The 22,445-nt window shown below is 62.6% G+C and carries 19 protein-coding genes; 10 read left to right on the forward strand and 9 right to left on the reverse strand.

Annotated elements, in window-relative coordinates; all coding sequences use genetic code 11:
* Positions 1-67: 67 nt before the first annotated feature.
* On the reverse strand, positions 68-748 hold the full coding sequence (locus tag JFT58_RS11915; protein ID WP_054897421.1) for an Ais protein: 681 nt from the start codon (positions 746-748) through the stop codon (positions 68-70).
* 274 nt (positions 749-1,022) lie between these two features.
* Between JFT58_RS11915 and JFT58_RS11920 the strand changes: the two genes are divergently transcribed.
* From JFT58_RS11920 to JFT58_RS11935, 4 genes are all read left to right on the forward strand, one after another.
* A complete protein-coding gene (locus tag JFT58_RS11920; RefSeq protein ID WP_054897422.1) occupies positions 1,023-1,691 on the forward strand; it encodes an ABC transporter ATP-binding protein in 669 nt (222 codons plus the stop codon).
* A 1-nt stretch (position 1,692) separates the two neighbouring features.
* A complete protein-coding gene (locus JFT58_RS11925; RefSeq protein ID WP_198834387.1) occupies positions 1,693-4,155 on the forward strand; it encodes an ABC transporter permease in 2,463 nt (820 codons plus the stop codon).
* Positions 4,145-5,209 carry a lipocalin-like domain-containing protein gene (locus tag JFT58_RS11930; protein WP_054897424.1) on the forward strand — a complete coding sequence of 355 codons (1,065 nt, stop codon included), beginning with the start codon at positions 4,145-4,147 and terminating at the stop codon, positions 5,207-5,209. Before JFT58_RS11925 ends, JFT58_RS11930 begins: the two co-directional genes overlap by 11 nt.
* Before the next feature lie 167 nt (positions 5,210-5,376).
* The gene (locus tag JFT58_RS11935; protein WP_054897425.1) at positions 5,377-6,813 is read left to right on the forward strand and encodes a hypothetical protein; all 1,437 of its coding nucleotides are present in this window, start codon (positions 5,377-5,379) and stop codon (positions 6,811-6,813) included.
* 65 nt (positions 6,814-6,878) lie between these two features.
* On the opposite strand, the gene JFT58_RS11940 is transcribed toward JFT58_RS11935, so the two are convergent.
* A complete protein-coding gene (locus JFT58_RS11940; RefSeq protein WP_054897426.1) occupies positions 6,879-7,550 on the reverse strand; it encodes a sterol desaturase family protein in 672 nt (223 codons plus the stop codon).
* A gap of 330 nt (positions 7,551-7,880) precedes the next feature.
* Here JFT58_RS11940 and JFT58_RS11945 point away from each other — a divergent pair, with 330 nt between their 5' ends.
* The 6 genes from JFT58_RS11945 (at position 7,881) to JFT58_RS11970 (ending at position 14,838) form a co-directional block, all read left to right on the forward strand.
* The gene (locus JFT58_RS11945) at positions 7,881-8,804 is read left to right on the forward strand and encodes a substrate-binding domain-containing protein (RefSeq protein ID WP_014719049.1); all 924 of its coding nucleotides are present in this window, start codon (positions 7,881-7,883) and stop codon (positions 8,802-8,804) included.
* Positions 8,805-8,867: 63 nt separating this feature from the next.
* Positions 8,868-10,376: a sugar ABC transporter ATP-binding protein gene (locus JFT58_RS11950; protein ID WP_054897427.1), complete on the forward strand. Its 1,509-nt coding sequence runs from the start codon at positions 8,868-8,870 to the stop codon at positions 10,374-10,376.
* Positions 10,342-11,334, forward strand: a complete 993-nt coding sequence (locus tag JFT58_RS11955; RefSeq protein WP_054897444.1) for an ABC transporter permease — start codon at positions 10,342-10,344, stop codon at positions 11,332-11,334. Before JFT58_RS11950 ends, JFT58_RS11955 begins: the two co-directional genes overlap by 35 nt.
* A 25-nt stretch (positions 11,335-11,359) precedes the next feature.
* Positions 11,360-12,439 carry an alcohol dehydrogenase catalytic domain-containing protein gene (locus tag JFT58_RS11960; RefSeq protein ID WP_034128169.1) on the forward strand — a complete coding sequence of 360 codons (1,080 nt, stop codon included), beginning with the start codon at positions 11,360-11,362 and terminating at the stop codon, positions 12,437-12,439.
* A 1-nt stretch (position 12,440) separates the two neighbouring features.
* The gene (locus JFT58_RS11965) at positions 12,441-13,973 is read left to right on the forward strand and encodes an FGGY-family carbohydrate kinase (RefSeq protein ID WP_054897428.1); all 1,533 of its coding nucleotides are present in this window, start codon (positions 12,441-12,443) and stop codon (positions 13,971-13,973) included.
* A gap of 139 nt (positions 13,974-14,112) precedes the next feature.
* Entirely contained in the window at positions 14,113-14,838 is a 726-nt protein-coding gene (locus tag JFT58_RS11970; protein ID WP_054897429.1) for an SDR family oxidoreductase, read from the forward strand.
* On the opposite strand, the gene JFT58_RS11975 is transcribed toward JFT58_RS11970, so the two are convergent.
* From JFT58_RS11975 to JFT58_RS12005, 7 genes are all read right to left on the reverse strand, one after another.
* Positions 14,835-15,839, reverse strand: coding sequence for a LacI family DNA-binding transcriptional regulator (locus JFT58_RS11975; protein WP_054897430.1), 1,005 nt, complete (start codon positions 15,837-15,839; stop codon positions 14,835-14,837). The genes JFT58_RS11970 and JFT58_RS11975 overlap by 4 nt on opposite strands.
* Positions 15,840-15,897: 58 nt before the next feature.
* The gene (locus JFT58_RS11980; protein WP_034128166.1) at positions 15,898-16,761 is read right to left on the reverse strand and encodes a LysR family transcriptional regulator; all 864 of its coding nucleotides are present in this window, start codon (positions 16,759-16,761) and stop codon (positions 15,898-15,900) included.
* A 567-nt stretch (positions 16,762-17,328) separates the two neighbouring features.
* On the reverse strand, positions 17,329-18,732 hold the full coding sequence (locus tag JFT58_RS11985; protein ID WP_054897431.1) for an amidase: 1,404 nt from the start codon (positions 18,730-18,732) through the stop codon (positions 17,329-17,331).
* On the reverse strand, positions 18,729-19,997 hold the full coding sequence (locus JFT58_RS11990; protein ID WP_054897432.1) for a Zn-dependent hydrolase: 1,269 nt from the start codon (positions 19,995-19,997) through the stop codon (positions 18,729-18,731). Before JFT58_RS11990 ends, JFT58_RS11985 begins: the two co-directional genes overlap by 4 nt.
* A 13-nt stretch (positions 19,998-20,010) precedes the next feature.
* Positions 20,011-20,706 (reverse strand): ABC transporter ATP-binding protein, encoded by a 696-nt coding sequence (locus JFT58_RS11995; protein ID WP_054897433.1) that lies wholly within the window; start codon positions 20,704-20,706, stop codon positions 20,011-20,013.
* A complete protein-coding gene (locus JFT58_RS12000; RefSeq protein WP_014719039.1) occupies positions 20,706-21,455 on the reverse strand; it encodes an ABC transporter ATP-binding protein in 750 nt (249 codons plus the stop codon). Before JFT58_RS12000 ends, JFT58_RS11995 begins: the two co-directional genes overlap by 1 nt.
* Positions 21,452-22,444 carry a branched-chain amino acid ABC transporter permease gene (locus tag JFT58_RS12005; RefSeq protein WP_198834388.1) on the reverse strand — a complete coding sequence of 331 codons (993 nt, stop codon included), beginning with the start codon at positions 22,442-22,444 and terminating at the stop codon, positions 21,452-21,454. The genes JFT58_RS12000 and JFT58_RS12005 overlap by 4 nt, the downstream gene beginning before the upstream one ends.
* Position 22,445: the final 1 nt, after the last annotated feature.

Below are 22,445 nucleotides of genomic sequence, written 5' to 3' on the forward strand. Positions count from 1 at the left end.
TAAACATGCCAGAGTGGGGCTGTCATTTTGCTGAACGTCTCAAGGCTTAATATGTAAACAAGTGTAATTAAAGTTGTTTAAGTGCGGCGGTCCACTCTTCGCTGTTCATGGTGCCCATGGCCTTGAAGGTGCCGTTGGGCAGCACCTTGACGAACAGTGCGCTGCCGTACTCTGCAGCGGCTGCGTGAGGGAAGCCGAGGCTGGTCTGGAAGTCGCTCATGCAGGCGCTGTGGGTGATCAGCATCAGGTTGCGTCCCGGCTGTTTGTGGCCGAGGATTTCACCGCCCATGGCGTCGCCGCAGATGGCCAGCGGGCCGGGGGACAGCTCGGTCTTGCCGAACATGAACAGTGACGTCTGGGCGGTTCGCGTGGTGGGGCTGCTGAGCACGTCGGTCAGAGCCATGCCCAATGAATCAAAGGCTTTGCCCAGTTCAACAGCGCGTTCAGTGCCGTTGATGGTCAGGCCATCGGCAGGGCCGAAGCAGGGGTTGGCCGAGCGGTCGCAGCGCTCCTCATGGCGCACCAGCACCACCAGCTCACCCTCACGCCAACTGGCGAGCACCCCGGAGGTCACCAGGCGATTGCCCACGCCCAGGTCCAGGGGCGAGCTGGGCCAGAATAAAAAGCCCGTCAACAACAAGGCGGTAACGCTGATGCCAAACAGGTGCAGGCGGTATTTTCTCAGGCGTTTTAACCTTGACCTTTTGGGTTGGGGATTGGCCAGGATCATGTCTGCCATGCGGTTCATCCTCGGCACTGTTTATTGTGTTTATAAAAAGGCTGCACGACTGGGCAGTTGCCCTTGGTGAGGCAGGAGACTGTCACAGCACCGCTGTCTTTTTGCTGAACACTTGCATCTTAGGAGTGTCACTTGGATTAACTAATAAGTTGTGAGTCACCACGAGTTGGCGGGCACTTTAAAGTTCGGTGGATGGGCAGACGGTGAAATCCATGTGAAAAATTTGCGTAGGCACGAGCGTCAGCCGTTATTCTCATTGCTGGTCCTTCAGATGAGCGTTCTTATGTTGCAGGTGCAAGGTGTTGTTAAAAACTACGCGACCCCGCAAGGCCCGCTGACTGTTCTGGCTGGCGTCGACCTGCACCTGGGTGAACGCAGCAGCCTGGCGCTGATGGGCGAATCGGGCAGTGGCAAAAGCACCTTGCTGCACCTGGTGGCTGGGTTGGACCGAGTGGACGCCGGCAGCATCCGCATCGGCGAGCAGCGCCTTGACCAACTCAACGAAGGGCAACTGGCCCATTGGCGCCGCACGCAAATCGGCCTGGTCTTCCAGCAGTTCAACCTGATCGGCAGCTTGCGCGTGGAAGACAACCTGGCGTTCCAGGCGCGGCTGGCGGGGCGTTTCGATCCGCACTGGCAAGCGCAATTGGTGGAGCGCCTGGGGCTGGGCGACTTGCTCCGGCGTTACCCCGAGCAACTCTCCGGTGGCCAGCAGCAACGGGTTGCCGTCGGGCGGGCGCTGGCCTCGCGGCCGGGTTTTTTGCTGGCTGACGAACCCACCGGCAACCTCGACGAAGCCACCAGCGATGAAGTGCTGCAACTGCTGTTGGACCTGCTGCGGGACAGCCCCACCAGCCTGCTGATGGTCACCCACAGCCCGCGCCTGGCCGCACGGCTTGACCGGCAAGTGGTGCTGCACCGTGGGCGTGTCGTGCCGATGGACGCTCGCTGAGATGGCGCTGTTTTACTGGACGCTGCGCGCGTTGCTGAGCCACTGGCGGCGTCATCCGGTGCAATTTTTCAGCGTGCTCACCGGCCTGTGGCTGGCCACCGCGCTACTGACCGGCGTGCAGGCCCTCAACAGCCAGGCGCGGGACAGCTACGCACGTGCCAGCCAATTGATCGGTGGCGAACCCCAAGCCAGCCTGGTTGCGCCGGACGCCGCCAGTTTCCCCCAGGCACTGTTTGCCGAGCTGCGCCGCGCCGGCTGGCCGGTATCCCCGGTGGTGCAGGGGCGGGTGGTGCTCCAGGGGCGTGAGCAGCAGCGTCTGCAACTGATGGGCATCGACCCGGTGTCGTTACCCGGCAGCGGCAGCGTGGCGGGGCAACGCTTGAGCCAGGCGCAGATGCTGGCGTTTTTCGAGCCGCCGGGGCGTACCTGGGTCGCTGCGCAAACGTTAGAGGCGCTGGGGTTGCAGGCGGGCGAGCAGCCGCTGACGTCCACCGGGCAACGCCTGCCACCGTTGCAGGTACAGGCCGATATGGCGCCCGGCCTGCTGCTGACCGATATCGGCTTTGCCCAACCCCTGCTTAACATGCCTGGGCGCCTGTCGCGCCTACTGTTGGACAACACCTTCGCCGCCCACCACCCCACGCCACCCGCCGCGTTGCAACTCAAGCAGGGCGAGGACAGCAACCTGTCACGCCTCACCGAAAGCTTTCACCTGAACCTGGATGCGGTGGGTTTTTTATCCTTTGTGGTGGGGCTGTTTATCGTGCATGCGGCCATCGGCCTGGCCCTGGAACAGCGCCGTGGCCTGCTGCGAACCTTGCGCGCTTGTGGAGTCAGCGCACGCATGCTGATCCTGAGCCTGGGCGTCGAATTGGGCGCTTTGGCGGTGTTGAGCGGTGTGCTCGGTATCGCCAGCGGCTACCTGCTGGCCAGCCTGTTGCTGCCGGATGTCGCCGCCAGTTTGCGCGGCCTGTACGGCGCCGAAGTCGCCGGCCAATTGAACTTGAGCCCCTGGTGGTGGCTGGCCGGCCTGGGCGTGAGCCTGCTCGGCGCGTTGCTCGCCGGAGCCAGCAGCCTGTGGCGCGCAGCGCGTTTGCCGTTACTGGCGCTGGCCAACGCCCAAGCCTGGCATCAAGCCCATGGGCGCTGGCTGCGGCGCCAGGGGTGGGTGGCGTCCGCGGCCCTGGCGATCGCGTTATTGGCGCTGTGGCTGGGCGATAGCCTGGCCGCCGGGTTTGTGCTGATGGCGGCCTTGCTGTTGGGCGCGGCGTTGGCATTACCGGTGCTGCTCAACGGGTTATTGAAAGCCGTGCTGGGGCGTAGTCGCTCGGTACTGGGCCAGTGGTTCCTGGCCGATTGCCGCCAGCAACTGCCGGCCTTGAGCCTGGCGCTGATGGCGTTGCTGTTGGCCCTGGCGGCGAATATCGGCGCCGGCTCCATGACCTCGGGCTTTCGCCAGATCTTCACCCATTGGCTGGAGCAACGCCTCACCGCCGAGCTGTACCTCAACCCGCAAAATCCGCAGCAGGCCGAGCAACTGAAGACGTGGTTGACCCGTCAGCCCCTGGTGCAGGCCGTATTGCCCGCCTGGCAGGTGGCGGTGCAACTGCAAGGCTGGCCCGCCGAGGTGTTCGGCGTGGTCGACAACCCCACTTATCGTCAACACTGGCCGTTGCTGGAGGCAGTGGACGCGCCCTGGGACCGCTTGCTGCAAGACGACAGCCTGATGCTCAGCGAACAACTGGCGCGACGCCTGAAGGTGCAACTGGGCGACACGGTTTCCATCCCCACCCCGCAGGGCACCTGGGCGCCGAAGATCGTCGGCATCTACGCCGACTACGGCAACCCCAAGGGCCATCTGCTGGTCAATGCCCGGCACCTGTTGGCGCATTGGCCGACGCTCTCACCGGCACGCTTCAACCTGCGGGTAGCGCCTGCCGACGTGCCGTCGCTGATCCGTGAAGTGCAGCGTGAGTTCGCCCTGGAAGACAGCCGCATCGTCGACCAACAGCAACTCAAGGGGTGGTCCAGCCAGGTCTTCGAACGCACCTTCGCTGCCACCGCCGCGTTGAACAGCCTGACCCTTGGCGTCGCTGGCGTGGCGCTGTTCATCAGCCTGCTGACCCAGAGCCAAAGCCGACTCGGCCAACTCGCGCCGTTGTGGGCGCTGGGCGTGACTCGCCGACAATTGATGCTGCTCAACCTCGGCCAGACCTGGCTGCTGGCGGTACTCACGTTGATCCTGGCGTTGCCGCTGGGGCTGTTGCTGGCGTGGTGCCTGGATGCGGTGATCAACGTGCAGGCCTTCGGCTGGCGCCTGCCGCTGCAGGTATTCCCCGGGCAGCTTGCGCAATTGCTGGGGCTGGCGATGCTTGCCACCTTGCTCGCGTCGGCCTGGCCCTTATGGCAGTTGTACCGCAGCCGTCCGGCGGATTTGTTGAGGACGTTCGCCCATGAAGATTAAGGCATTGGCGTGCATCGCCTGGTTACTGCTGAGCGGCTGCGACCAGGCGCCCGCACCCGAGGACAGTTTCGCCGGGCTGGGCAGCGATGCGGCGGACTTTGCCCAGGTGGTGCCCGGCAAAGTCTTCAGTTTTCCCGAGGACCACGGGCCCCACGACGGCTTTCGTATCGAATGGTGGTACGTCACGGCCAACCTCAAGGATGCCCAGGGCAATGTCTTCGGCGTGCAATGGACGCTGTTTCGCAACGCATTGAAGGCCGGCCCCGTCCAACCGGGCTGGCGCGATTCAACCGTGTGGCTCGGCCACGCCGCCGTCACCTCCGCCACCCGCCACTACGCCGCCGAACGCCTGGCCCGGGGTGGCGTCGGCCAGGCGGGGGCTCAGGCAGAGCCGTTCAACGCCTGGATCGACGACTGGAACTTCGCCACCCGCCCCGGCGCCGCCAGCCCCCTGGCTGACATGCAACTCAAGGCCAGTGGCGCGCAATTTGCCTACGACCTGCACCTGACTTCCAGCCGCCCGCTGGTGCTGCAAGGCGACCATGGCTACAGCCGCAAATCCGACCAGGGCCAGGCGTCGTACTACTACAGCCAGCCGTTTTTCACCGCCAGCGGCAGCGTCAACCTCGACGGCCACACCTACCAGGTCAGCGGCCCAGCCTGGCTCGACCGCGAATGGAGCAGCCAACCCCTTGCCGCCAGCCAGACCGGCTGGGACTGGTTCTCCCTGCATCTGGACCGCGGCGCGCAGCTGATGCTGTTTCGCGTGCGGCAGAAAGACAGCGACGGTTACCTCACCGGCACCTGGATCGACGCCCAGGGCCACACCGAGACCTTGCACAACAGCGATATCCAACTCACACCGCTGACCACCACGGCCATCGACGGGCGCAACATTCCCACACGCTGGTCGCTGAAAATTCCCGGCAAACAGCTGGACATCACCACCGAGGCCGTCAACCCGAAGGCGTGGATGGACCTGGGTATACCGTACTGGGAAGGGCCGGTGCGGTTTGAGGGTGGGGTGGGGTATTTGGAGATGACGGGGTATTAGGGGGTATAGCAGGGTAGTTTTGCCCTACGACTCGACGGGTAATACTCGTACAGGCTTTTCAAAAAAAATACTGTACATGCATACAGTCTTATCCTACAGTCCATCCCAGGTGACCGGATGTCACCGGTTACCTGAGCTTCAATTTTTTAACTATGGATGGATAAAAAATGAAATCGAAAAAAGCCTTTATGCTAGGCGCGGCCATGATGGCCTCCTGCTTCGTTTCGGCCTTTGCCCTGGCTGATCAAGCGCCTGCGAAACTCAGTGCCGAAGCGGTCAAGCAGGCCGTGAACAAAGCGCTCAAGTCCGGCGGCAAGCTGGACGCCTCGAAGGTTTCGACCGAACTCAAGAAAAAACTGCTGGTGGCCAAGTCTGGTCAGTCCAAGGCCGTGACCCGATCCCTCAAGTCCGAGCCGTTCGACAGCGTGGTGAGTGAGTTGAAAAAGCCGGCGCAAGGCGCGTTGAAAGGTGCGGCTATCGCGGCGTTTGAACCGCTGTTTCCAACCCTGGATATCAACACGCTTTACACCGTCGATGCGGTGCAGGCCGGTAACGAGTTTGCCTACCACTTCAACCTGCCGCAGAACGCACGAGTGCAGGTGCAACTGGTCAACCAGAGTGCAGGCGCGGATATGTCGCTGACCCTGTTTCAGGATGACGGCCAGGGCAACCTGAGTGTGGTCGGTTCGTCGGATGCCGCAGGCAATGCCGATGAATACCTCAACGGTGTGCTGCCGGCAGGCGACTACTACTGGTACATGGTGGCCAAGGTCGCCGATAACGCGCAGTTCAGTTTCGGCGTGGCGGTGGACAGCAACATCGACGCGTTCGAGCCCAACGACAGCGCGCAAACGGCGTTCGTATTGCCCGATTCGATGAACAAGGTCAGCGGCAATCTCGACAGCGCCAACGATGTCGATTACTTCGACTTCACGGCGGTCCGTGGCCAAAGCGTGAGTATGTACCTGGCGGGCGACGAGAACGGCAGCCGAAACCAGTGGATCTTCGACCGCTTTGATGGCGCCAACTGGGTCACCGTGCCGGCCGGTTCTACCTCGACCTACCCGAGCGTCGCGCCGGGCACCACGGTGAAGGTGCGTGTACGGGCCAACCCGGCGGTGGCGCAGGACCCGAGCAAGTATTACCAACTGAGCCTGGGTTCCACACCGCGCTTGAACACCAGCAGTGTCAAAGGTGACAACATCGTGCGGGTGACGGAAGTGTGGCTGGCCACGCAAACCGCTCGGCTGTTGAACTGGTCGACCCAATGGTCGGACTCCACCGGCGCGCCGCTGCTGGGGGTCACGCCGGTATTGCGCGTCGATAACCACTTCGTCGACTTGAACTACCGTTGGGTTGACTACAAAGCGACTACCAACAGCGCGGGTGTATCAGAGGCCACGGCTAATATCGGTACGTGCTTCGGTGACTACACAACGGTGATCAACGACAGCAGCACTGGTGTGCCGTACAAGTGGCGTACCACCTACAACGAGGGTGGCTGGCGCATTGAGCTGGCTGAGTTCCCTGGTGTGGGCGTTGGCGGTGAGAATGTGCAATACGTCAGCCTGGGGCATATCTGCACTCAGGACATCATCCACTGACAGCGTGATGTGAAGTAGAAGGGGCGGCCTCTAGAGGCTGCCCCTTTTTTGTGGCTTTTTCCTGATCATTTCTGGCTATCGTGAGAACGCGGCTCCCAATACAAAGTGCCAAACAAATAGTCCATCAACGGCAGCACGATATTGAAGTTACGCCCCTGCATCAGCTCACGACGGTGATGCAGGGCATGCAGGCGGTGCATCTGGCGAATCCATGGCAGGCGTGCCACCGGGTGTTCGGCAGGCAGGTGTTCGCAGGCATGGAACACTTCGTAGAGCAGGTAGCCAAGGATCATGCAGCCTGCAAACAACCCGGCAACGTTGGGGCTCAGTTGGCTGAGCAGCCACCAGGCGGGAAGGGTGATGGCCAGGCTGTGCAGCATGATCAGCCAGGCTGGAAACAGGATGACGCGCCAGTCCCGAGGGCTGTCGTAGGTCATGTGGCCGGGGGTGAAGAAGCTGTGATGATCGCCGGTGTGGCGTGCGTAGAACAGCCGGGCGAATGCATGTTTGTGATGGCCCAGGTGGCGGTGCACGAGGTAGATGCACAGGTTGAAGAACAGCAGGGTCAGGGGCACGGTCAGCCACTGCAGGGCGGTGATATCGGCGGTGGAGGACCAGGCCAGCGTGATGCAGGCGATGCCGTAGCCAAGCACGAATGCGGCGTGCAGCCAGGGGTTGTAACGCGGGTTGACGCTTGCGCGGTAACGGTCGCGGAAAGTCTCGGTCGGGTGGGGCATGGCCGGCTGCTCGCTGTGTTTTTATTTGAGGCTGAGCTTAGTTGGCGTAAGCGGATGTGCGAGTTTTTACTGACCACCTCATCCCCCCTGTAGGAGCGAGCTTGCTCGCGAAAAATGTCAACGATAACGCGGGCTTCTGAATAAACGCGGCGCCTGTGAGTTTTTCGCGAGCAAGCTCGCTCCTACAACCGGAGGGCAAGCCAGCTCCCATATTTTTGCCCGAGACCGACCAGTGGAGGCTTGCACAGGTCTGAATTACTTGTTAGTTTCTGGCAAAATGTTAACGATAACATTTGCTCTAAAAATAAAAACAAAACAGAGACCCACGCCATGAAAATGCTCCCGAAAACCCTGTGTTTACTGGCTGCCAGCATCACCCTGGGCAGCGCGACCCCCGCGTTTGCCGACGCTGCCAAGCCCATCCGCATCGGCGCCTCGTTCCAGGAAATCAACAACCCCTATTTCGTCACCATGAAAAACGCCCTGGAAGAAGCCGGCGCCACCATCGGTGCCAAGTTGATCATCACCGACGCCCGCCACGACGTGTCCAAGCAGGTCAGTGATGTCGAAGACATGCTGCAAAAGGGCATCGACATCCTGCTGATCAACCCCACTGATTCCGTCGGTGTGCAATCGGCTGTCAAGTCGGCCCATGCTGCCGGTGTCGTAGTGGTGGCGGTGGATGCCCAGGCAGATGGCCCGTTGGATTCATTCGTGGGGTCGAAGAACTTCGACGCTGGTTTCCAGGCCTGTGAGTACCTGGCTAAAACCATCGGTGACAAAGGCAATATCGCTATCCTTGACGGCATCGCCGTGGTGCCGATCCTCGAACGTGTGCGCGGCTGCAAGGAGGCGGTGGCCAAGCACCCGGACATCAAGATTGTCAGCATCCAGAACGGCAAACAGGAACGCGATCAGGCCCTCACCGTCACCGAAAACATGTTGCAGGCCCAGCCTACCCTCAAGGGCATTTTCAGCGTGAATGACAATGGCTCTCTCGGCGCGCTGTCGGCCATCGAAGCCAGCGGCATGGACGTGAAGCTGGTCAGCGTCGACGGTGCGCCGGAAGCGATCAAGGCGATCCAGAAACCCGGCAGCCATTTCATCGCCACCTCGGCCCAATACCCCCGCGACCAGATCCGCCTAGCCCTGGGCATCGCCCTGGCCAAGAAGTGGGGCGCCCAAGTACCGGCCAGCGTGCCGGTGGACATCACCCTGATCGACCAGGCCAAGGCCAAGGACTTCAGCTGGTAACCCCCCCAGGCCCCGCGTAGTTCGTGGGGCCCAGGTCTTCCTTCTGAGTGCGAGGTCGGCGGTATGAGCAGTCTTCTGAAGCTGGAAAACATCTGTAAGCGTTACCCGGGGGTGCAGGCCCTCAAGGCCATCAACCTGCAAGTGGAGCGCGGCGAAATCCACGCCTTGCTCGGGGAAAATGGCGCGGGCAAATCCACCCTGATGAAGATTCTGGGCGGTGTCGAACATCAGGACGAAGGGCAAATTTTTATCGACGGGCAGGCCCGACAATTTGCGACCTATCGGGATGCGATTGCCGCCGGGATTGGCATTGTGTTCCAGGAATTCAGCCTGATTCCCTACCTCACAGCGGTAGAAAATATCTTCCTCGGCCATGAGCTGAGCAACCGCTTCGGCCTGTTGCGCAAGCGCGAAATGGCCGAGGCGGCGCAGGCGTTGTTCGAGCGCCTCGGGGTCAGCATCGATCTGCACTGCGCGGTCAAGCACCTGAGCGTGGCCGAGCAGCAGTTTGTCGAAATCGCCAAGGCCCTGGCTTTGGACGCACGCCTGCTGGTGCTCGATGAGCCAACCGCGACGCTGACCCCCAGTGAAGCCGAGTTGTTGTTCGAGATCATGCGCGAACTCAAGCGCCAGGGCGTGGCGGTGATTTTTATCTCGCACCACCTGGAAGAGATTTTCCAGGTCTGCGACCGCATCAGCGTCCTGCGCGACGGCAGCAATGCAGGCTTTACCGAAGTAGCCGACAGCGACATCGACCGCTTGGTCGAGATGATGGTCGGCCGTCGCCTGGAGTGCAGTTTTCCGCCTAAACCCACTACCGCACGCGGCCCGTTGCTGCTGGAGGTCAAGGATATCCAACTGGTGCGCAACGGCCCCCACAACCGTTTCAATGTGCACAAGGGCGAGATCCTGGGCTTCGCCGGCCTGGTGGGCTCGGGCCGCACCGAGCTGGCCCTGGGCATGATGGGCGCGCTGCCCACGGTGAGCAAAGACGTGTGGCTGCGCGGAGAAAAAGTCAGCCTCGATGACCCGGCCCAAGCCCTGGCCCACGGCATCGGCCTTCTTCCCGAAAGCCGCAAGAGCGAAGGGCTGATCACCGCCTTCAGCATTCGCGAAAATATCTCGCTGAACAATTTGCCCAAGTATCAGCACGCCTCGGGCCTGATCGACAAGGTCCGCGAGTGCGCCAGCGTCGAAGCGCTGATGCGCCAGCTGTCGATCAAGGCACCCAGTGGCGAAAGCCTTGTGGTGAACCTCAGCGGCGGCAACCAGCAAAAAGTCGTGATCGCCCGCTGGATCAACCACCACTGCGACGTGCTGGTGTTCGACGAACCCACACGCGGCATCGACGTGGGTGCCAAGGCGCAGATCTACGCGCTGATGCGCAGCCTCACCGAACAGGGCTACGCGATCATCATGATTTCCTCCGAGCTGCCCGAAGTCATCGGCATGTGCGACCGCGTCGCCGTGTTCCACAAGGGCGCCATCGTCAAGGTACTGGAAGCGTCCGCCGTCAATCCTCAAGAGGTCATGCGCCATGCAACAGGGGGCTCAAGTGAATACGTCCATTAACACCGCCGGCACCGGCCGCTTGCGCCTGAACCTGGCGCGGCTGCTGCGTTCGCCGGCGTTTTATCCCTTTGTCGGGCTGGTGGTGGTGACCCTGGTGATGATCCTCGCCAGTGACACCTTCCTCACTGCCAGCAATCTCTCCAACATCGCCCGCCAGGTGTCGATCAACGCAATCATCGCGGTGGGCATGACCTGCGTGATTCTCACCGGTGGCATCGACTTGTCGGTGGGGCCGGTGATGGCGTTGTCCGGCACCTTGACCGCCGGGCTGATGGTCGCCGGGTTGCCGCCGGGCCTGGCGATTGGCGCCGGGCTGCTGGTGGGCGTGGCCTTCGGCATCGGCAACGGGCTGTTCGTGGCGTACCTGCATATGCCGCCGATCATCGTCACCCTGGCGACCATGGGTATCGCCCGCGGGTTCGGGCTGATGTACACCGACGGCTACCCGATTTCCGGCTTGCCAGAGTGGTTCGCGTTCTTCGGTCGCGCCAGTGTGTTTGGCCTGCAGGTGCCGATCCTGATCATGCTGATCACCTACCTGGCGGCCTATGTGCTGCTGCAACACACTCGCATCGGCCGCTACATCTACGCCATCGGCGGCAATGAAGAAGCGGTGCGCTTGTCCGGGGTGCGAGCGGCGCGTTTCAAGCTGCTGGTGTACGGCATCAGCGGCTTCACCGCCGCGATTGCCGGGCTGGTGCTCACCTCGCGCTTGATGAGCGGCCAGCCGAATGCCGGCGTGTCGTTCGAGCTGGATGCGATTGCCGCCGTGGTACTGGGTGGTGCGTCGATTGCCGGCGGCCGCGGAGTGATCATCGGCACCTTGCTCGGCGCCATGCTGCTGGGCGTGTTGAACAACGGTTTGAACATGCTTGGCGTGTCGCCCTACGTCCAGAGCGTGATCAAGGGCGGGATCATCTTGCTGGCGATTTTCATCAGCCGTCAGCGCCATCGTTAATACCTCACTACACAGGACCGAACACATGGACAAGCACACTCACATGCAAGCCGTCGTCTGCCACGGCCCGAAAGACTACCGCCTGGAGCGCATCGGCAAACCCCAGGCGCGTGCCAATGAGCTGGTGATCCGTATCGCCGCCTGCGGCATCTGCGCCAGTGACTGCAAGTGCCACTCGGGCGCTGCGATGTTCTGGGGCGGCGACAACCCCTGGGTCAAGGCGCCGGTAGTACCGGGCCACGAATTTTTCGGCTATGTGGTCGAAGCCGGCGAGGGCGCCGAGGAGCACTTTGAGGTCAAGGTCGGTGACAAGGTCATCGCCGAACAAATCGTGCCGTGTGGCAAGTGCCGCTTCTGCAAATCAGGCAAATACTGGATGTGCGAAGTGCACAACATCTTCGGCTTCCAGCGCGAAGTGGCCGAAGGCGGCATGGCCCAATACATGCGCATTCCCAAGACCGCCATCGTGCACAAGATCCCTGAGTCGGTGTCCCTGGAAGACTCGGCGCTGGTGGAGCCGATGGCCTGCTCGATCCATACCGTCAACCGTGGCGATATCCAGCTCGACGACGTGGTGGTGATTGCCGGCGCGGGCACCCTGGGCCTGTGCATGGTCCAGGTCGCCGCGCTGAAGACCCCGAAAAAACTGGTGGTGATCGACATGGTCGATGAACGCCTGGAGCTGGCGAAAAAATTCGGCGCCGATGTGGTGATCAACCCCGCCCGTGACAACGCTCGCGAGATCATCAACGGGCTGACGGACAACTACGGCTGCGACGTCTATATCGAAACCACCGGCGTACCGGCCGGCGTCACCCAGGGCCTGGACCTGATCCGCAAGCTCGGGCGCTTTGTCGAGTTCAGCGTGTTTGGCGCCGAGACCAGCGTGGACTGGTCGATCATCGGCGACCGCAAGGAGCTCGACGTGCGCGGCGCGCACCTGGGCCCGTATTGCTACCCGATCGCCATCGACCTGTTCGAGCGTGGCCTGGTCACCTCCCAAGGCATTGTCACCCATGATTTCCCGCTGGACGACTGGGCCGAGGCGTTTGAACTGGCCAATTCGACCAAGTCGATCAAGGTGCTGTTGAAGCCGGTGCTCTGAGATGGACTACGTCATCGGTGTAGACATTGGCACCCAGAGCACCAAGGCGCTGCTGGTGGATGCCCAAGGCACGATCATCGCCCAGCATAGCCAAGGCTACCGGGTGGACACCCCGAAAGTGCGCTGGGCCGAGCAGTGGCCGCAGGTGTGGCTGGATGCTGTCGAAACGTGCGTGGCCCAGTGCATGGCCAAGGCCGGGGTACCGGCGCCGCAGGTCAAGGCGCTGTGCATCAGCAGTTTGTACGGTGGTTCGGGCATTGCCGTGGATGCGCAGATGACGCCGCTGCACCCGTGCCTGATCTGGATGGACCGCCGCGCCGGCGAGCAGGTGTCCTGGGTGCGTGAGCATGTGGACCTGGAGCGCTTGTTCGCCATCACCGGCAATTCGGTGGACAGCTACTACGGCTTCACCAAGATGCTCTGGCTCAAGCAGCACCAGCCTCAGGTGTGGGCGAATACCCGTTACCTGTTGCCGCCCAACAGCTACATCAATTGGTGCCTGACCGGCGAGTTGGCGGTGGACCACAGCAGCGCCGGGAATATCGGCGGTGTCTACGACGTGGCGGCGCGCAACTGGTCAGGCGAGATGCTGGAGGCGTTGGGTATCGCGCAGTCGATGATGCCCGAGCGGTTGCTGTATTCCGGCGAGGTGGTGGGTGGTTTGCTTGCAGACTGGGCCGCACGCCTGGGCTTGCAGGCGGGCACGCCGATCCTCGCTGGGGGCGTGGACGCGGCCATGGCGACCCTGGCGGCGGGTGTCACTCAGCCAGGCAATCATGTGGCGATGATCGGCACCAGCATGTGCTGGGGCTACCTGAACCAGCAGGTGGATGCGCGCCACGGTTTGGTGAGCATGCCCCATGTCTACAACGGCCACCGCGACCTGTACATCTTCGGCGGTGCGATCACCGCCGGGGCCTCGGTCAGCTGGTTTCGCGAGCAGTTCTGCCAGGCCGAAGAACAGCAGGCCCAGGCCACGGGGCAAGACAGCCTGGCGCTGCTGGAGCAGAGCGCGATGAAGATTCCGGCAGGCAGCGAAGGCGTGGTGTTTTTGCCTTACTTGATGGGCGAGCGCAGCCCGGTGTGGGATGACCGCGCCAGCGGCAGTTTTGTTGGGCTCAACCTCTACCACAGCCGCTTTCACCTGTACCGCGCGGTGCTGGAGGGCGTGAGTTTTGCCCTGCGCCACAATATCGAAGCGGGCAGCCAGGGCGCGCATTCCCTGGACCCGCGCTTGATTGTGGTGGGCGGGGCGAGCCATTCGGACCTGTGGATGCAGATCATCGCCGACGTCACACGCTACCCGGTGTACACGATCGTGCAGGAGGTAGAAGCAGCCCTGGGCGCGGCGTTGTTGGCGGCGCATACGATGGGGTTGGTGAGTGATGGGCAGATGGACACGGGTTGGGTGCAGTTGCAATTGCGGGCGCAGCCCAAGCGGGAGAATGTCATGACCTATGACCGGGCGTTTGCCGAGTACCTGAAGCTGTATCCGGCCCTGAAACCGGTCATGCACAACCTGCAAGCCACCTGATTCAACACCGTCCAAAACTGTGGGAGCTGGCTTGCCTGCGATAGCGGTGTATCAGCACCCGATAAGGAGACTGACACTCCGCTATCGCAGGCAAGCCAGCTCCCACAGTGGGTCTTCATTGGTTTTGAGATCTTTATTTATGTCTACCACCTTCGACTTTTCGTACCAGCGCATCCTCGTCACCGGTGCCAGCAGCGGCATCGGTCGCGAAATTGCCCAGCAACTGATCGCCAGCGGCGCCGAAGTCTTCGCTCTCGGTCGCGATGCCCAGGCGTTGGCGGCATTGGGGTGCCGCACCTTGTGCGTGGATATCGCTGACAGCATCGCCCTCGATAAAACCCTGCAAGATTTGCCGCCTCTGCACGGCCTGGTCAACTGCGCCGGTATCTCACGCCTGGAGCCCGCCGCTGCCATCAGCGCCAACGCCTTCGACCAGGTAATGCAAGTCAACGCCCGCGCCGCTGCGCAAGTGGCCAGCCGGGTCGCGGCAAAGATGATCGAGGCGAACATGGCCGGCAGCATCGTCAACGTCTCCAGCCAGGCGTCGTTGGTGGCGCTGGACGATCACCTGAGCTACTGCGCCTCCAAGGCTGCACTGGATGCGATCACCCGCGTGCAATGCGCCGAGTGGGGCCGTTTTGGCATACGCGTCAACAGCGTCAACCCCACCGTGACCTTGACGCCCATGGCGACCATGGCCTGGTCCGACCCGGCCAAGCGCGACCCGGCGCTGGCAGCGATTCCGTTGGGGCGTTTTGCGCAACCGGCGGAAGTGGCGCTGCCGGTGCTGTTTTTGCTAAGCGACGCGGCCAGCATGATCAGTGGCGTGAGCCTGCCTGTGGACGGCGGCTACACCAGCCGCTAACCGTTTTCCAACTGCCCGGCGATAACCACTTTGTCCCGTGGCTTGTGCGGGTCTTGCAGGCGATCAAGCAGCAGGCGCACCGCACTGCTGCCGGCCAGGGACGCGTCGTGGGCCACGCAGGCAATCGGCACGCCAAAAATATCGGCGAAGGGCAGGCGGTCGATGCCGCAGATGGTCAGGCTGTCATGGGCGATGTTATGCATACGCAACGCACGCAGGGCGCCCAGGGTGATCAACTGGTTGAAACCCATGATCGCGTCCGGTGCCGAGTGCGCGGCCAGGTAATCGAGGGTATGCAGGTAAGCCGGCATCAGCGTGTAGTCGCCCGCTTGCACCTCGACCTGAATGTCGGGGTGTTCGGCCAGCACTTCCCGCAGGCCTTTGAGGCGTTCCACGCTGATACGCGAGTGCTCGGGGCCGGTCAGCACCAGCAGGCGCTTGAGGTTCGGGGTTTGGCGTAACAGGTAGTGCGCGGCTTGCAGGCCGCTGTGGTAGTTGTCGAGCACCACGCGGCTGAACGGGCTGTCGTGGATCGTGCGATCGAGCAGCACCACCGGGGTCTTGCCGTTGCCCAGGCGCTCCAGGTAGTCGGGCTGGTAGCTTGGCTCGTCGGAGACCGGCGACAGGATGATCCCCGCCACGCGATAGCCCAGCAGGGTATCGACCGCCTTGCTTTCGAGTTCTTCCAGCTCATCGGTGTCCACCAGCATGATGGTGTAGCCGTGCTTTTTCGCCTCGCGGGAAATCGCCTTGATCATCTCGCTGTAGAACGGGTTGTCTACCGATGCGGTGATGACCCCGATGATCAGGCTTTCACTGCGCTTGAGCCCGCGGGCGAAGGCGTTGGGCACGTAGTCCAGCTCGCGTGCCACTTCCAGGATGCGCGCCAGGGTGGCGGGTTTGACCAGGTCGGGTTTGCTCAAAGCGCGGGACACCGTAATGGTGGTCATGCCGACCCGTTTGGCAATGTCGCTGATGGTGACGGACTTTTTCTTGTTCATCGGTAAGACTGCGAGAGTAAACACCAGCAGGCTAGCATGTGCGCAAGCGTAGAGTGATTCAAATCAGCGGATCCCAGCGTTGCGACCAGTCGCCTTCGGCCTTCACCACTTCGCGTAGCAGTTCCAAGGCCTGCTGCAACACCGCTGAATCTCGCGCCCGTGAATACACCAGGTAGGTCGGAAAGCTGAATTCCGGCGCCTTGGCCACGCGCTGCATGACGCCGCTGTCCAGGTAGCTCTGCACCACCCGCGTGCGGAAGTAACCAGCCCCACCATTCTCCAGGATGTACTGCAACGCCAGCGGCCCCAGGTTGAAACTCAGCGCGGCACGCGCACGGTCGGGCAGGGCGGCGTCGTGTTGCTGGCGAAAACCCTGGCCCCAGTCGATATACACGTAGGGCGAGGGTTTGCTCGCCAGTTGCACCAGAATCAGTTTTTCTTCCAGCACCTGCTCCACCTGCAAGCCCGGCCAGTATTGCGGCTGGAACACCAAGGCGGCATCTAGCACACCCAGCTCCAGTTGGCGCAGCAGGTATTCGCCTTCACGCACTTCGGTGCGCAAGGCGTGCCCCGGTATCTGCTCGCGCAGCGCCTTGGCCCAGCCGAGCATCAACGGGTTGCACAGGCTGACCTCCCCGCCGATATGCAGCACATTGCGATAGCCGTCCGGCAATGGCAGGTCACGGCGGGCGGCTTCCCAGGTTTGCAGCAACTGGTTGGCGTACACCACGAAGGCCTCGCCGTCGGCGGTCAGCCGCGCACCGGCACGGTTGCGCACGAACAGCGTGCAACCGAGCTGGTTCTCGAGGTTTTTGACACGAGCGGTGATAGCGGTCTGGGTGACGTGCAGTTTCTCGGCCGCCGCGGCCAGGCTGCCGCAGCGGGTGATTTCGAGGAAGGTGCGTGCCAGTTCGATGTCCATGAAGCCCCCGGGGATGAATGGGGGGCAGTGTAAAGGAATGCGGTCAAACCTGTGGGAGCTGGCTTGCTCGCGAAGGCGGCCTGGCAGTCAACACAGTTGGATGGTGTACATATCCATTGCTGCGGTAACGGCCACTTAGGGTTCCGCCCTGACGGCGGCTCACTTTCGAAAAGCCGGAATGCCGGCCCAGACAAAAGTAAGCAAAGCGCTCTTGCCCCACCACTCGGCACCTCGCTTAGGCTCGGTGTGCCCGTAATTCGCCAGTGATTTGGGGGGCCGCCGCCACGCGCCATCCATGGCGCGGGGCGGCTAAACCGGCATCCCTGCCGGTTTAGCCCCCAAATCCCTGTCGAATTCCGGCCAGCGTGGTTTAACGGGGCGCCTGAGATCAAGATCAAAAGCAGATCAAGAGCAAGATCAAGAGCGGCTCGCTTCGCATCGTGGTTACCGTTGGCTGCTACAACCTACAAAATTGCGTAGAAGCTGCGACGGCGGTGTGTCAGAGGCCAATGTGCTGACTGAACCAGCGCTATCGCAGGCAAGCCAGCTCCCACAGTTGCGGGTATTTCAGGTCGGGCTTCTCGGTGTGTGCAAGTGCGCTATGGGGAATGCTTGTGCATACGCGTGACACACCCTCAACACCTGCTCATCGGCAAACCGCGCGCCCACCACATGCAAGCCCACCGGCAAGCCATTTGCCGCCAACCCACAGGGCACTGACGCCGCCGGTTGCTGGGTGAGGTTGAACGGGTAGGTGAACGGCGTCCATTCCATCCACTCAGTCATTCCCGAATCCGGCGGTACGTTGTGCCCGGCTTCGAACGCGGTGATCGGCATCATCGGTGACACCAACACATCGTAATGCTCATGGAAGGCTGCCATCCGTGCAACCAGCGCCGCCCGGGCTTCCAGGGCTGCGTTGAAATCGCCCAGGCTCAAGCGCTCGCCCCGTTGCGCAATGCGTAGCAGCCCAGGGTCCAGCAGTTGCTTTTGCGCCTCGCTCATCGTGCCGGTCAGGCGAGCGGCACCGGCGGCCCACAAGGTGCTGAAGACGTCCAATGGGTCGCTGAAACCGGGGTCGATCTGTTCGACATGGGCGCCCAGTTGCACCAGGCCCTGCACAGCCTGATCCACCACCTGGGCGACTTGCGGGTCGACTTTCACATAGCCGAACGTGGGGCTATAGGCGATACGCAACCCTTTCAAGTCCGTCCCTGGAACGAGCCAGGGCGTGGTTCGCGGCGCGCCGATCAAGCCGTCCCGTGCATCCGGTCGCGCCACGGCTTGCAGCATCAGCACACTGTCTTCCACGGTGCGCGTCATCGGCCCCAGGTGCGACAGGATCGTCATGGAGCTGGCCGGCCATTGCGGCACATAGCCGAAGGTCGGCTTGATCCCGAAGGTGCCGGTAAACGCACAGGGAATACGGATCGAGCCGCCGGCGTCGCTGCCCTGGTGCAGCACGCCCAGGTTCAACGCCGCTGCCGCACCGGCGCCCCCGGACGAGCCACCGGCGGTGGTGCGCGTGTCCCACGGGTTGCGGGTGATGCCGTACAGCGGGTTGTCGGTGACGCCTTTCCAGCCGAATTCCGGGGTGGTTGTCTTGCCCAGCAGCACCGCGCCGGCCTTGCGCATGAAGGCCGAGAAGGGCGCGTCCACGTCCCACGGACCCTCGGCACTGGAGGTGCGTGAGCCTTTGCGCGTGGGCATACCGACTGTCAGCGTGAGGTCCTTGATCGACGCCGGCACGCCATCCAGGGCGCCGCAAGGTTCGCCCTTGAACCAGCGTTGTTCCGACGCCCGCGCAGCGTCCAGGGCGGCTTGCGGGTCGACATGGCAGTAAGCATTCACCACCGGGTTGTAGCGCTCGATGCGCAGCAACGCGTCTTCGGTGACCTCCACGGGCGACAAGGTCTTGTCACGAAAGTGTTGCAGCAGTTGCACCGCCGTCAATTGGCCGATCTCACTCATGCTTGAACTCCCTGCGCCGCGTTGACCATGGCGCGCAGCAACACCGCGCAGCCTGCGGCCAGATCATCCGGCGCGGCGTTTTCGATTTCGTTGTGGCTGATGCCGCCTTCGCACGGCACAAAGATCATCCCGGCCGGGCCCAGTTCAGCAACGAAGATCGCGTCATGCCCGGCGCCGCTGACAATGTCCATATGGCTCAAGCCCAATGCCTGGGCAGCCTCGCGCACGGCATTGACGCAGGCCGGGTGGAAGTCCAGCGGCGGGAAGTCGGCAGTCGGCGTCAGTTCAAACGTCAAGCCGTGGCGGGCGGCCGCGTCTTCGATCACTGCGCGCACTTCATCGACCATGGCTTTCAGCTTGTCGGCGTGCAGGTGACGCAGGTCGATGGTCATGTGCACCTGGCCGGGGATCACGTTGCGCGAGCCAGGGTGCAGGTTAAGGCAGCCGACGGTGCCGCAGGCGTGAGGCTGATGCTGATGGGCGATACGGTTGACCGCGCTGACCACCTCGGCAGCGCCCACCAGGGCATCCTTGCGCAGGTGCATGGGCGTAGGGCCCGCATGCGCCTCGACGCCGGTGAGGGTCAGGTCGAACCACTTCTGGCCCAGGCAGCCCATCACAACCCCCAGGGTAATCGCCTGGTCCTCCAACACCGGGCCTTGCTCGATATGCGCCTCGAAATAAGCGCCTACCGGATGGCCCAGCACCGCACGCGAACCGGCATAGCCGATGCGCTGCAATTCGCTGCCTACCGACAGGCCCTGGTCGTCGCGCTTGTCGAGAGTCTCCTGCAAGTCGAACTTCCCGGCAAATACCCCGGAGCCCATCATGCACGGCGGGAAGCGCGAGCCTTCTTCGTTGGTCCACACCACCACTTCGATGGGTGCCTGGGTTTCAATCTGCAAGTCATTGAGCGTGCGGATCACTTCCAGCCCGGCCATTACCCCGTAGCAACCGTCGAACTTGCCGCCGGTGGGCTGGGTGTCGATATGGCTGCCGGTCATGACTGGGGGCAGGGCGGGGTTGCGTCCAGGGCGCCGCGCGAAAATATTGCCGATGGCATCCACACTGATGCTGCACCCGGCGGCCTCGCACCACTGCACAAACAGGTCGCGGGCCTGGCGGTCCAGGTCGGTGAGGGCCAGGCGACACACGCCGCCCTTGGCCGTGGCGCCGAGCCGGGCCAGGTCCATCAGTGACTGCCACAAGCGGTCGCGGTTGATCAGCGGGGCATTGCTCTGGAGCGGTTGCGCAAGACTGTTCATCAGGAATCTCCACTCAGGCACTCAAGGCCAGGTAACGGTTTTTGATCGTCGGGGCGGCGCGGAAGTCAGCGGCGCTGCCCTCGTACACCACGCGGCCCTGTTCGAGCACGTAATGGCGGTCGGCGAGCTTGTCGCAGACCATCAGGTTCTGTTCCACCAGCAACACCGGCAGGCCCTCATCCTTGACCTTGCGCAGGATCTTCACCAGCTCGTCGACGATCACCGGGGCCAGGCCTTCAGTGGGTTCGTCGAGGATCAGCAGCTTGGGGTCGTTAAGCAGGGCGCGGGCGATGGCCAGCATCTGCTGTTCGCCGCCGGACAACGCATGGCCGGCGTTTTTGCGCCGCTCCTTGAGGCGCGGGAACATGGCGTATACGTCTTCCAGTTGCCAGCGGCTGTGCTTGCGGGCAGCGATGCGCAAGTTTTCCTCCACCGTCAGCAGGCGGAAAATCCCGCGGTTTTCCGGCACCAGCGCCAAGCCCTGGCGCGCAATTTCAAAGATCTTTTGCCCTACCAACGCCTGGCCGTTGAAGTGGATCTGACCCTGGCGCGGGCAGATGATGCCGAGGATGCTGCGCAGGGTGGTGGTCTTGCCGGCACCGTTACGGCCGAGCAGGGTCACCAGTTCGCCAGGGTTGACGCTCAGCGACACGCCCTCAAGCACATGGCTTTTGTCGTAGTAGGAATGGATATTCTCGACGATCAGCATCAGGCAGCCTCCCCAAGATAGGCAGTACGCACACGTTCATCGGCGCGCACGAACTCCGGCGTGCCTTCCACCAGGATCTGCCCATGGCTCATCACCGTGATGCGCTGGCTGATGGACATGACGATGCTCATGTTGTGTTCGATCAACAGCACCGTATGGTCGCGCCCAAGGTCGCTGATCAGTTGGGTCATGATCGGAATATCGTCGATGCCCATGCCCGAGGTGGGCTCGTCGAGCATCAACAGTTTGGGTTTGGAGCAGATCGACATGCCCACCTCCAGCACCCGTTGCTGGCCGTGGGACAACTCACCGGCCAGGGTGTCGGCGCGTGCCGTGAGTTGCAGGCGTTCCAGCACCTGGTCGGCCATCTCCAGGTGTTCGCGCTGGCTGTCCACCCGACGCCAGAAGTTCAAGGCACGCGAGCCATCGCGGCCCTGGGCGGCCAGGCGCAGGTTTTCGCGCACGCTGAGGTTCTGGAACAGGCTGGTGAGTTGGAACGAGCGCGCCATGCCCAGGCCGACGCGGCCGTGGGCGGGCTTGCGCATCAGGTTCTTGCCGTCGAAATGGATCGCCCCGGCGGTGGCCTGGCGTTCACCCGTCAGGCAGTGGAACAGGCTGGTCTTGCCCGCGCCGTTGGGGCCGATGATGGTGTGGATGGTGCCGGCTTCGACCTTGAGGTTGACGCCATTGACCGCATGGAACGCGCCGTAGGCCAGCTCCAGGTTCTGGGTTTCCAGCAAGATACTCATAGCCCGTCCTCCTTGGCGACGACCGCGGGTTTGCGCGTGCCGCGCACCTTCTCGAACAGCGACGCGAGGCCGCCCCACAAACCGCCGCGCATGAAGATCACCACCAGGATCAGGATCACCCCCTGCCACAGGTCGGAAAGGAAGTCGCCCAGCAGCACGATGGAGCCGGCGCCCAGCAGCGAGCCGAACAGCGAGCCGGTGCCGCCGACGATGGTCATGATCAGGATGTTCTCGGACATTGCCAGGTCGATATTCGACAGCGGCACAAAGTGCAGCAGCATGGCGTACAACGCCCCGGCAATCCCGGTGACCGCACCGGACAGCACGAACACCAGGATCTTGAAGTGGCGCGTGTCGTAGCCGATGGCCGAGGCGCGGGTTTCGTTCTCGCGGATCGCCATCAGCGTGCTGCCAAACGGCGAAGCGATGACCCGGCGTGCGCCGATGAAGATCAGCAGGAACAGCACCGCGACAAAACCATAGAAGGCACGGGCATCGGCCAGGGACAGCAGCACGGTGTCGCCCACACGAATTTCCGGGCGCGGTACGCTGAGCAGGCCGTTGTCGCCGCCGGTCCAGTCGCTCAGGGTGTAGGCGACGAAGTACGCCATCTGGCTGAACGCCAACGTGAGCATCACGAAGTAAATGCCCGTGCGCCGAATCGCCAGGGCGCCCACCAGCAGCGCCAGGAAACCACCGGCAATCGCCGCGCCCAGCAACGCGGTGAACAGGCCCAGTTGCAGGTGGATCATCAACAGCGCCGCACAATAAGCACCGGCACCAAAGAAGATGCCTTGGCCGAAGGACAGCAGCCCGGTGTAGCCCAGCAGCAGGTTGCAAGCCAGGGCGGCCATGGCAAAGATCAGGATCTCGGTGGCCAGGGTCGCCGAGGGCAACACCAACGGCAGGCCGATCAGCACGGCCAACACCCACAGCAACATGGCTCTGGATTGGGTCTTGGCAAACGGCAGGGGATTTTTATCGCTCATG

This window comes from Pseudomonas sp. MF6767 (assembly GCF_016405475.1).
Taxonomy (GTDB): Bacteria; Pseudomonadota; Gammaproteobacteria; order Pseudomonadales; family Pseudomonadaceae; genus Aquipseudomonas; species Aquipseudomonas paracarnis.

Bases quoted from the DNA above. Each gene is read 5' to 3' on its own strand.
- JFT58_RS11915 (WP_054897421.1), bottom strand. From the start codon at position 748: ATGAACCGCATGGCAGACATGATCCTGGCCAATCCCCAACCCAAAAGG.
- JFT58_RS11920 (WP_054897422.1), top strand. From the start codon at position 1,023: ATGTTGCAGGTGCAAGGTGTTGTTAAAAACTACGCGACCCCGCAAGGC.
- JFT58_RS11925 (WP_198834387.1), top strand. From the start codon at position 1,693: ATGGCGCTGTTTTACTGGACGCTGCGCGCGTTGCTGAGCCACTGGCGG.
- JFT58_RS11930 (WP_054897424.1), top strand. From the start codon at position 4,145: ATGAAGATTAAGGCATTGGCGTGCATCGCCTGGTTACTGCTGAGCGGC.
- JFT58_RS11935 (WP_054897425.1), top strand. From the start codon at position 5,377: ATGAAATCGAAAAAAGCCTTTATGCTAGGCGCGGCCATGATGGCCTCC.
- JFT58_RS11940 (WP_054897426.1), bottom strand. From the start codon at position 7,550: ATGCCCCACCCGACCGAGACTTTCCGCGACCGTTACCGCGCAAGCGTC.
- JFT58_RS11945 (WP_014719049.1), top strand. From the start codon at position 7,881: ATGAAAATGCTCCCGAAAACCCTGTGTTTACTGGCTGCCAGCATCACC.
- JFT58_RS11950 (WP_054897427.1), top strand. From the start codon at position 8,868: ATGAGCAGTCTTCTGAAGCTGGAAAACATCTGTAAGCGTTACCCGGGG.
- JFT58_RS11955 (WP_054897444.1), top strand. From the start codon at position 10,342: ATGCAACAGGGGGCTCAAGTGAATACGTCCATTAACACCGCCGGCACC.
- JFT58_RS11960 (WP_034128169.1), top strand. From the start codon at position 11,360: ATGGACAAGCACACTCACATGCAAGCCGTCGTCTGCCACGGCCCGAAA.
- JFT58_RS11965 (WP_054897428.1), top strand. From the start codon at position 12,441: ATGGACTACGTCATCGGTGTAGACATTGGCACCCAGAGCACCAAGGCG.
- JFT58_RS11970 (WP_054897429.1), top strand. From the start codon at position 14,113: ATGTCTACCACCTTCGACTTTTCGTACCAGCGCATCCTCGTCACCGGT.
- JFT58_RS11975 (WP_054897430.1), bottom strand. From the start codon at position 15,839: ATGAACAAGAAAAAGTCCGTCACCATCAGCGACATTGCCAAACGGGTC.
- JFT58_RS11980 (WP_034128166.1), bottom strand. From the start codon at position 16,761: ATGGACATCGAACTGGCACGCACCTTCCTCGAAATCACCCGCTGCGGC.
- JFT58_RS11985 (WP_054897431.1), bottom strand. From the start codon at position 18,732: ATGAGTGAGATCGGCCAATTGACGGCGGTGCAACTGCTGCAACACTTT.
- JFT58_RS11990 (WP_054897432.1), bottom strand. From the start codon at position 19,997: ATGAACAGTCTTGCGCAACCGCTCCAGAGCAATGCCCCGCTGATCAAC.
- JFT58_RS11995 (WP_054897433.1), bottom strand. From the start codon at position 20,706: ATGCTGATCGTCGAGAATATCCATTCCTACTACGACAAAAGCCATGTG.
- JFT58_RS12000 (WP_014719039.1), bottom strand. From the start codon at position 21,455: ATGAGTATCTTGCTGGAAACCCAGAACCTGGAGCTGGCCTACGGCGCG.
- JFT58_RS12005 (WP_198834388.1), bottom strand. From the start codon at position 22,444: ATGAGCGATAAAAATCCCCTGCCGTTTGCCAAGACCCAATCCAGAGCC.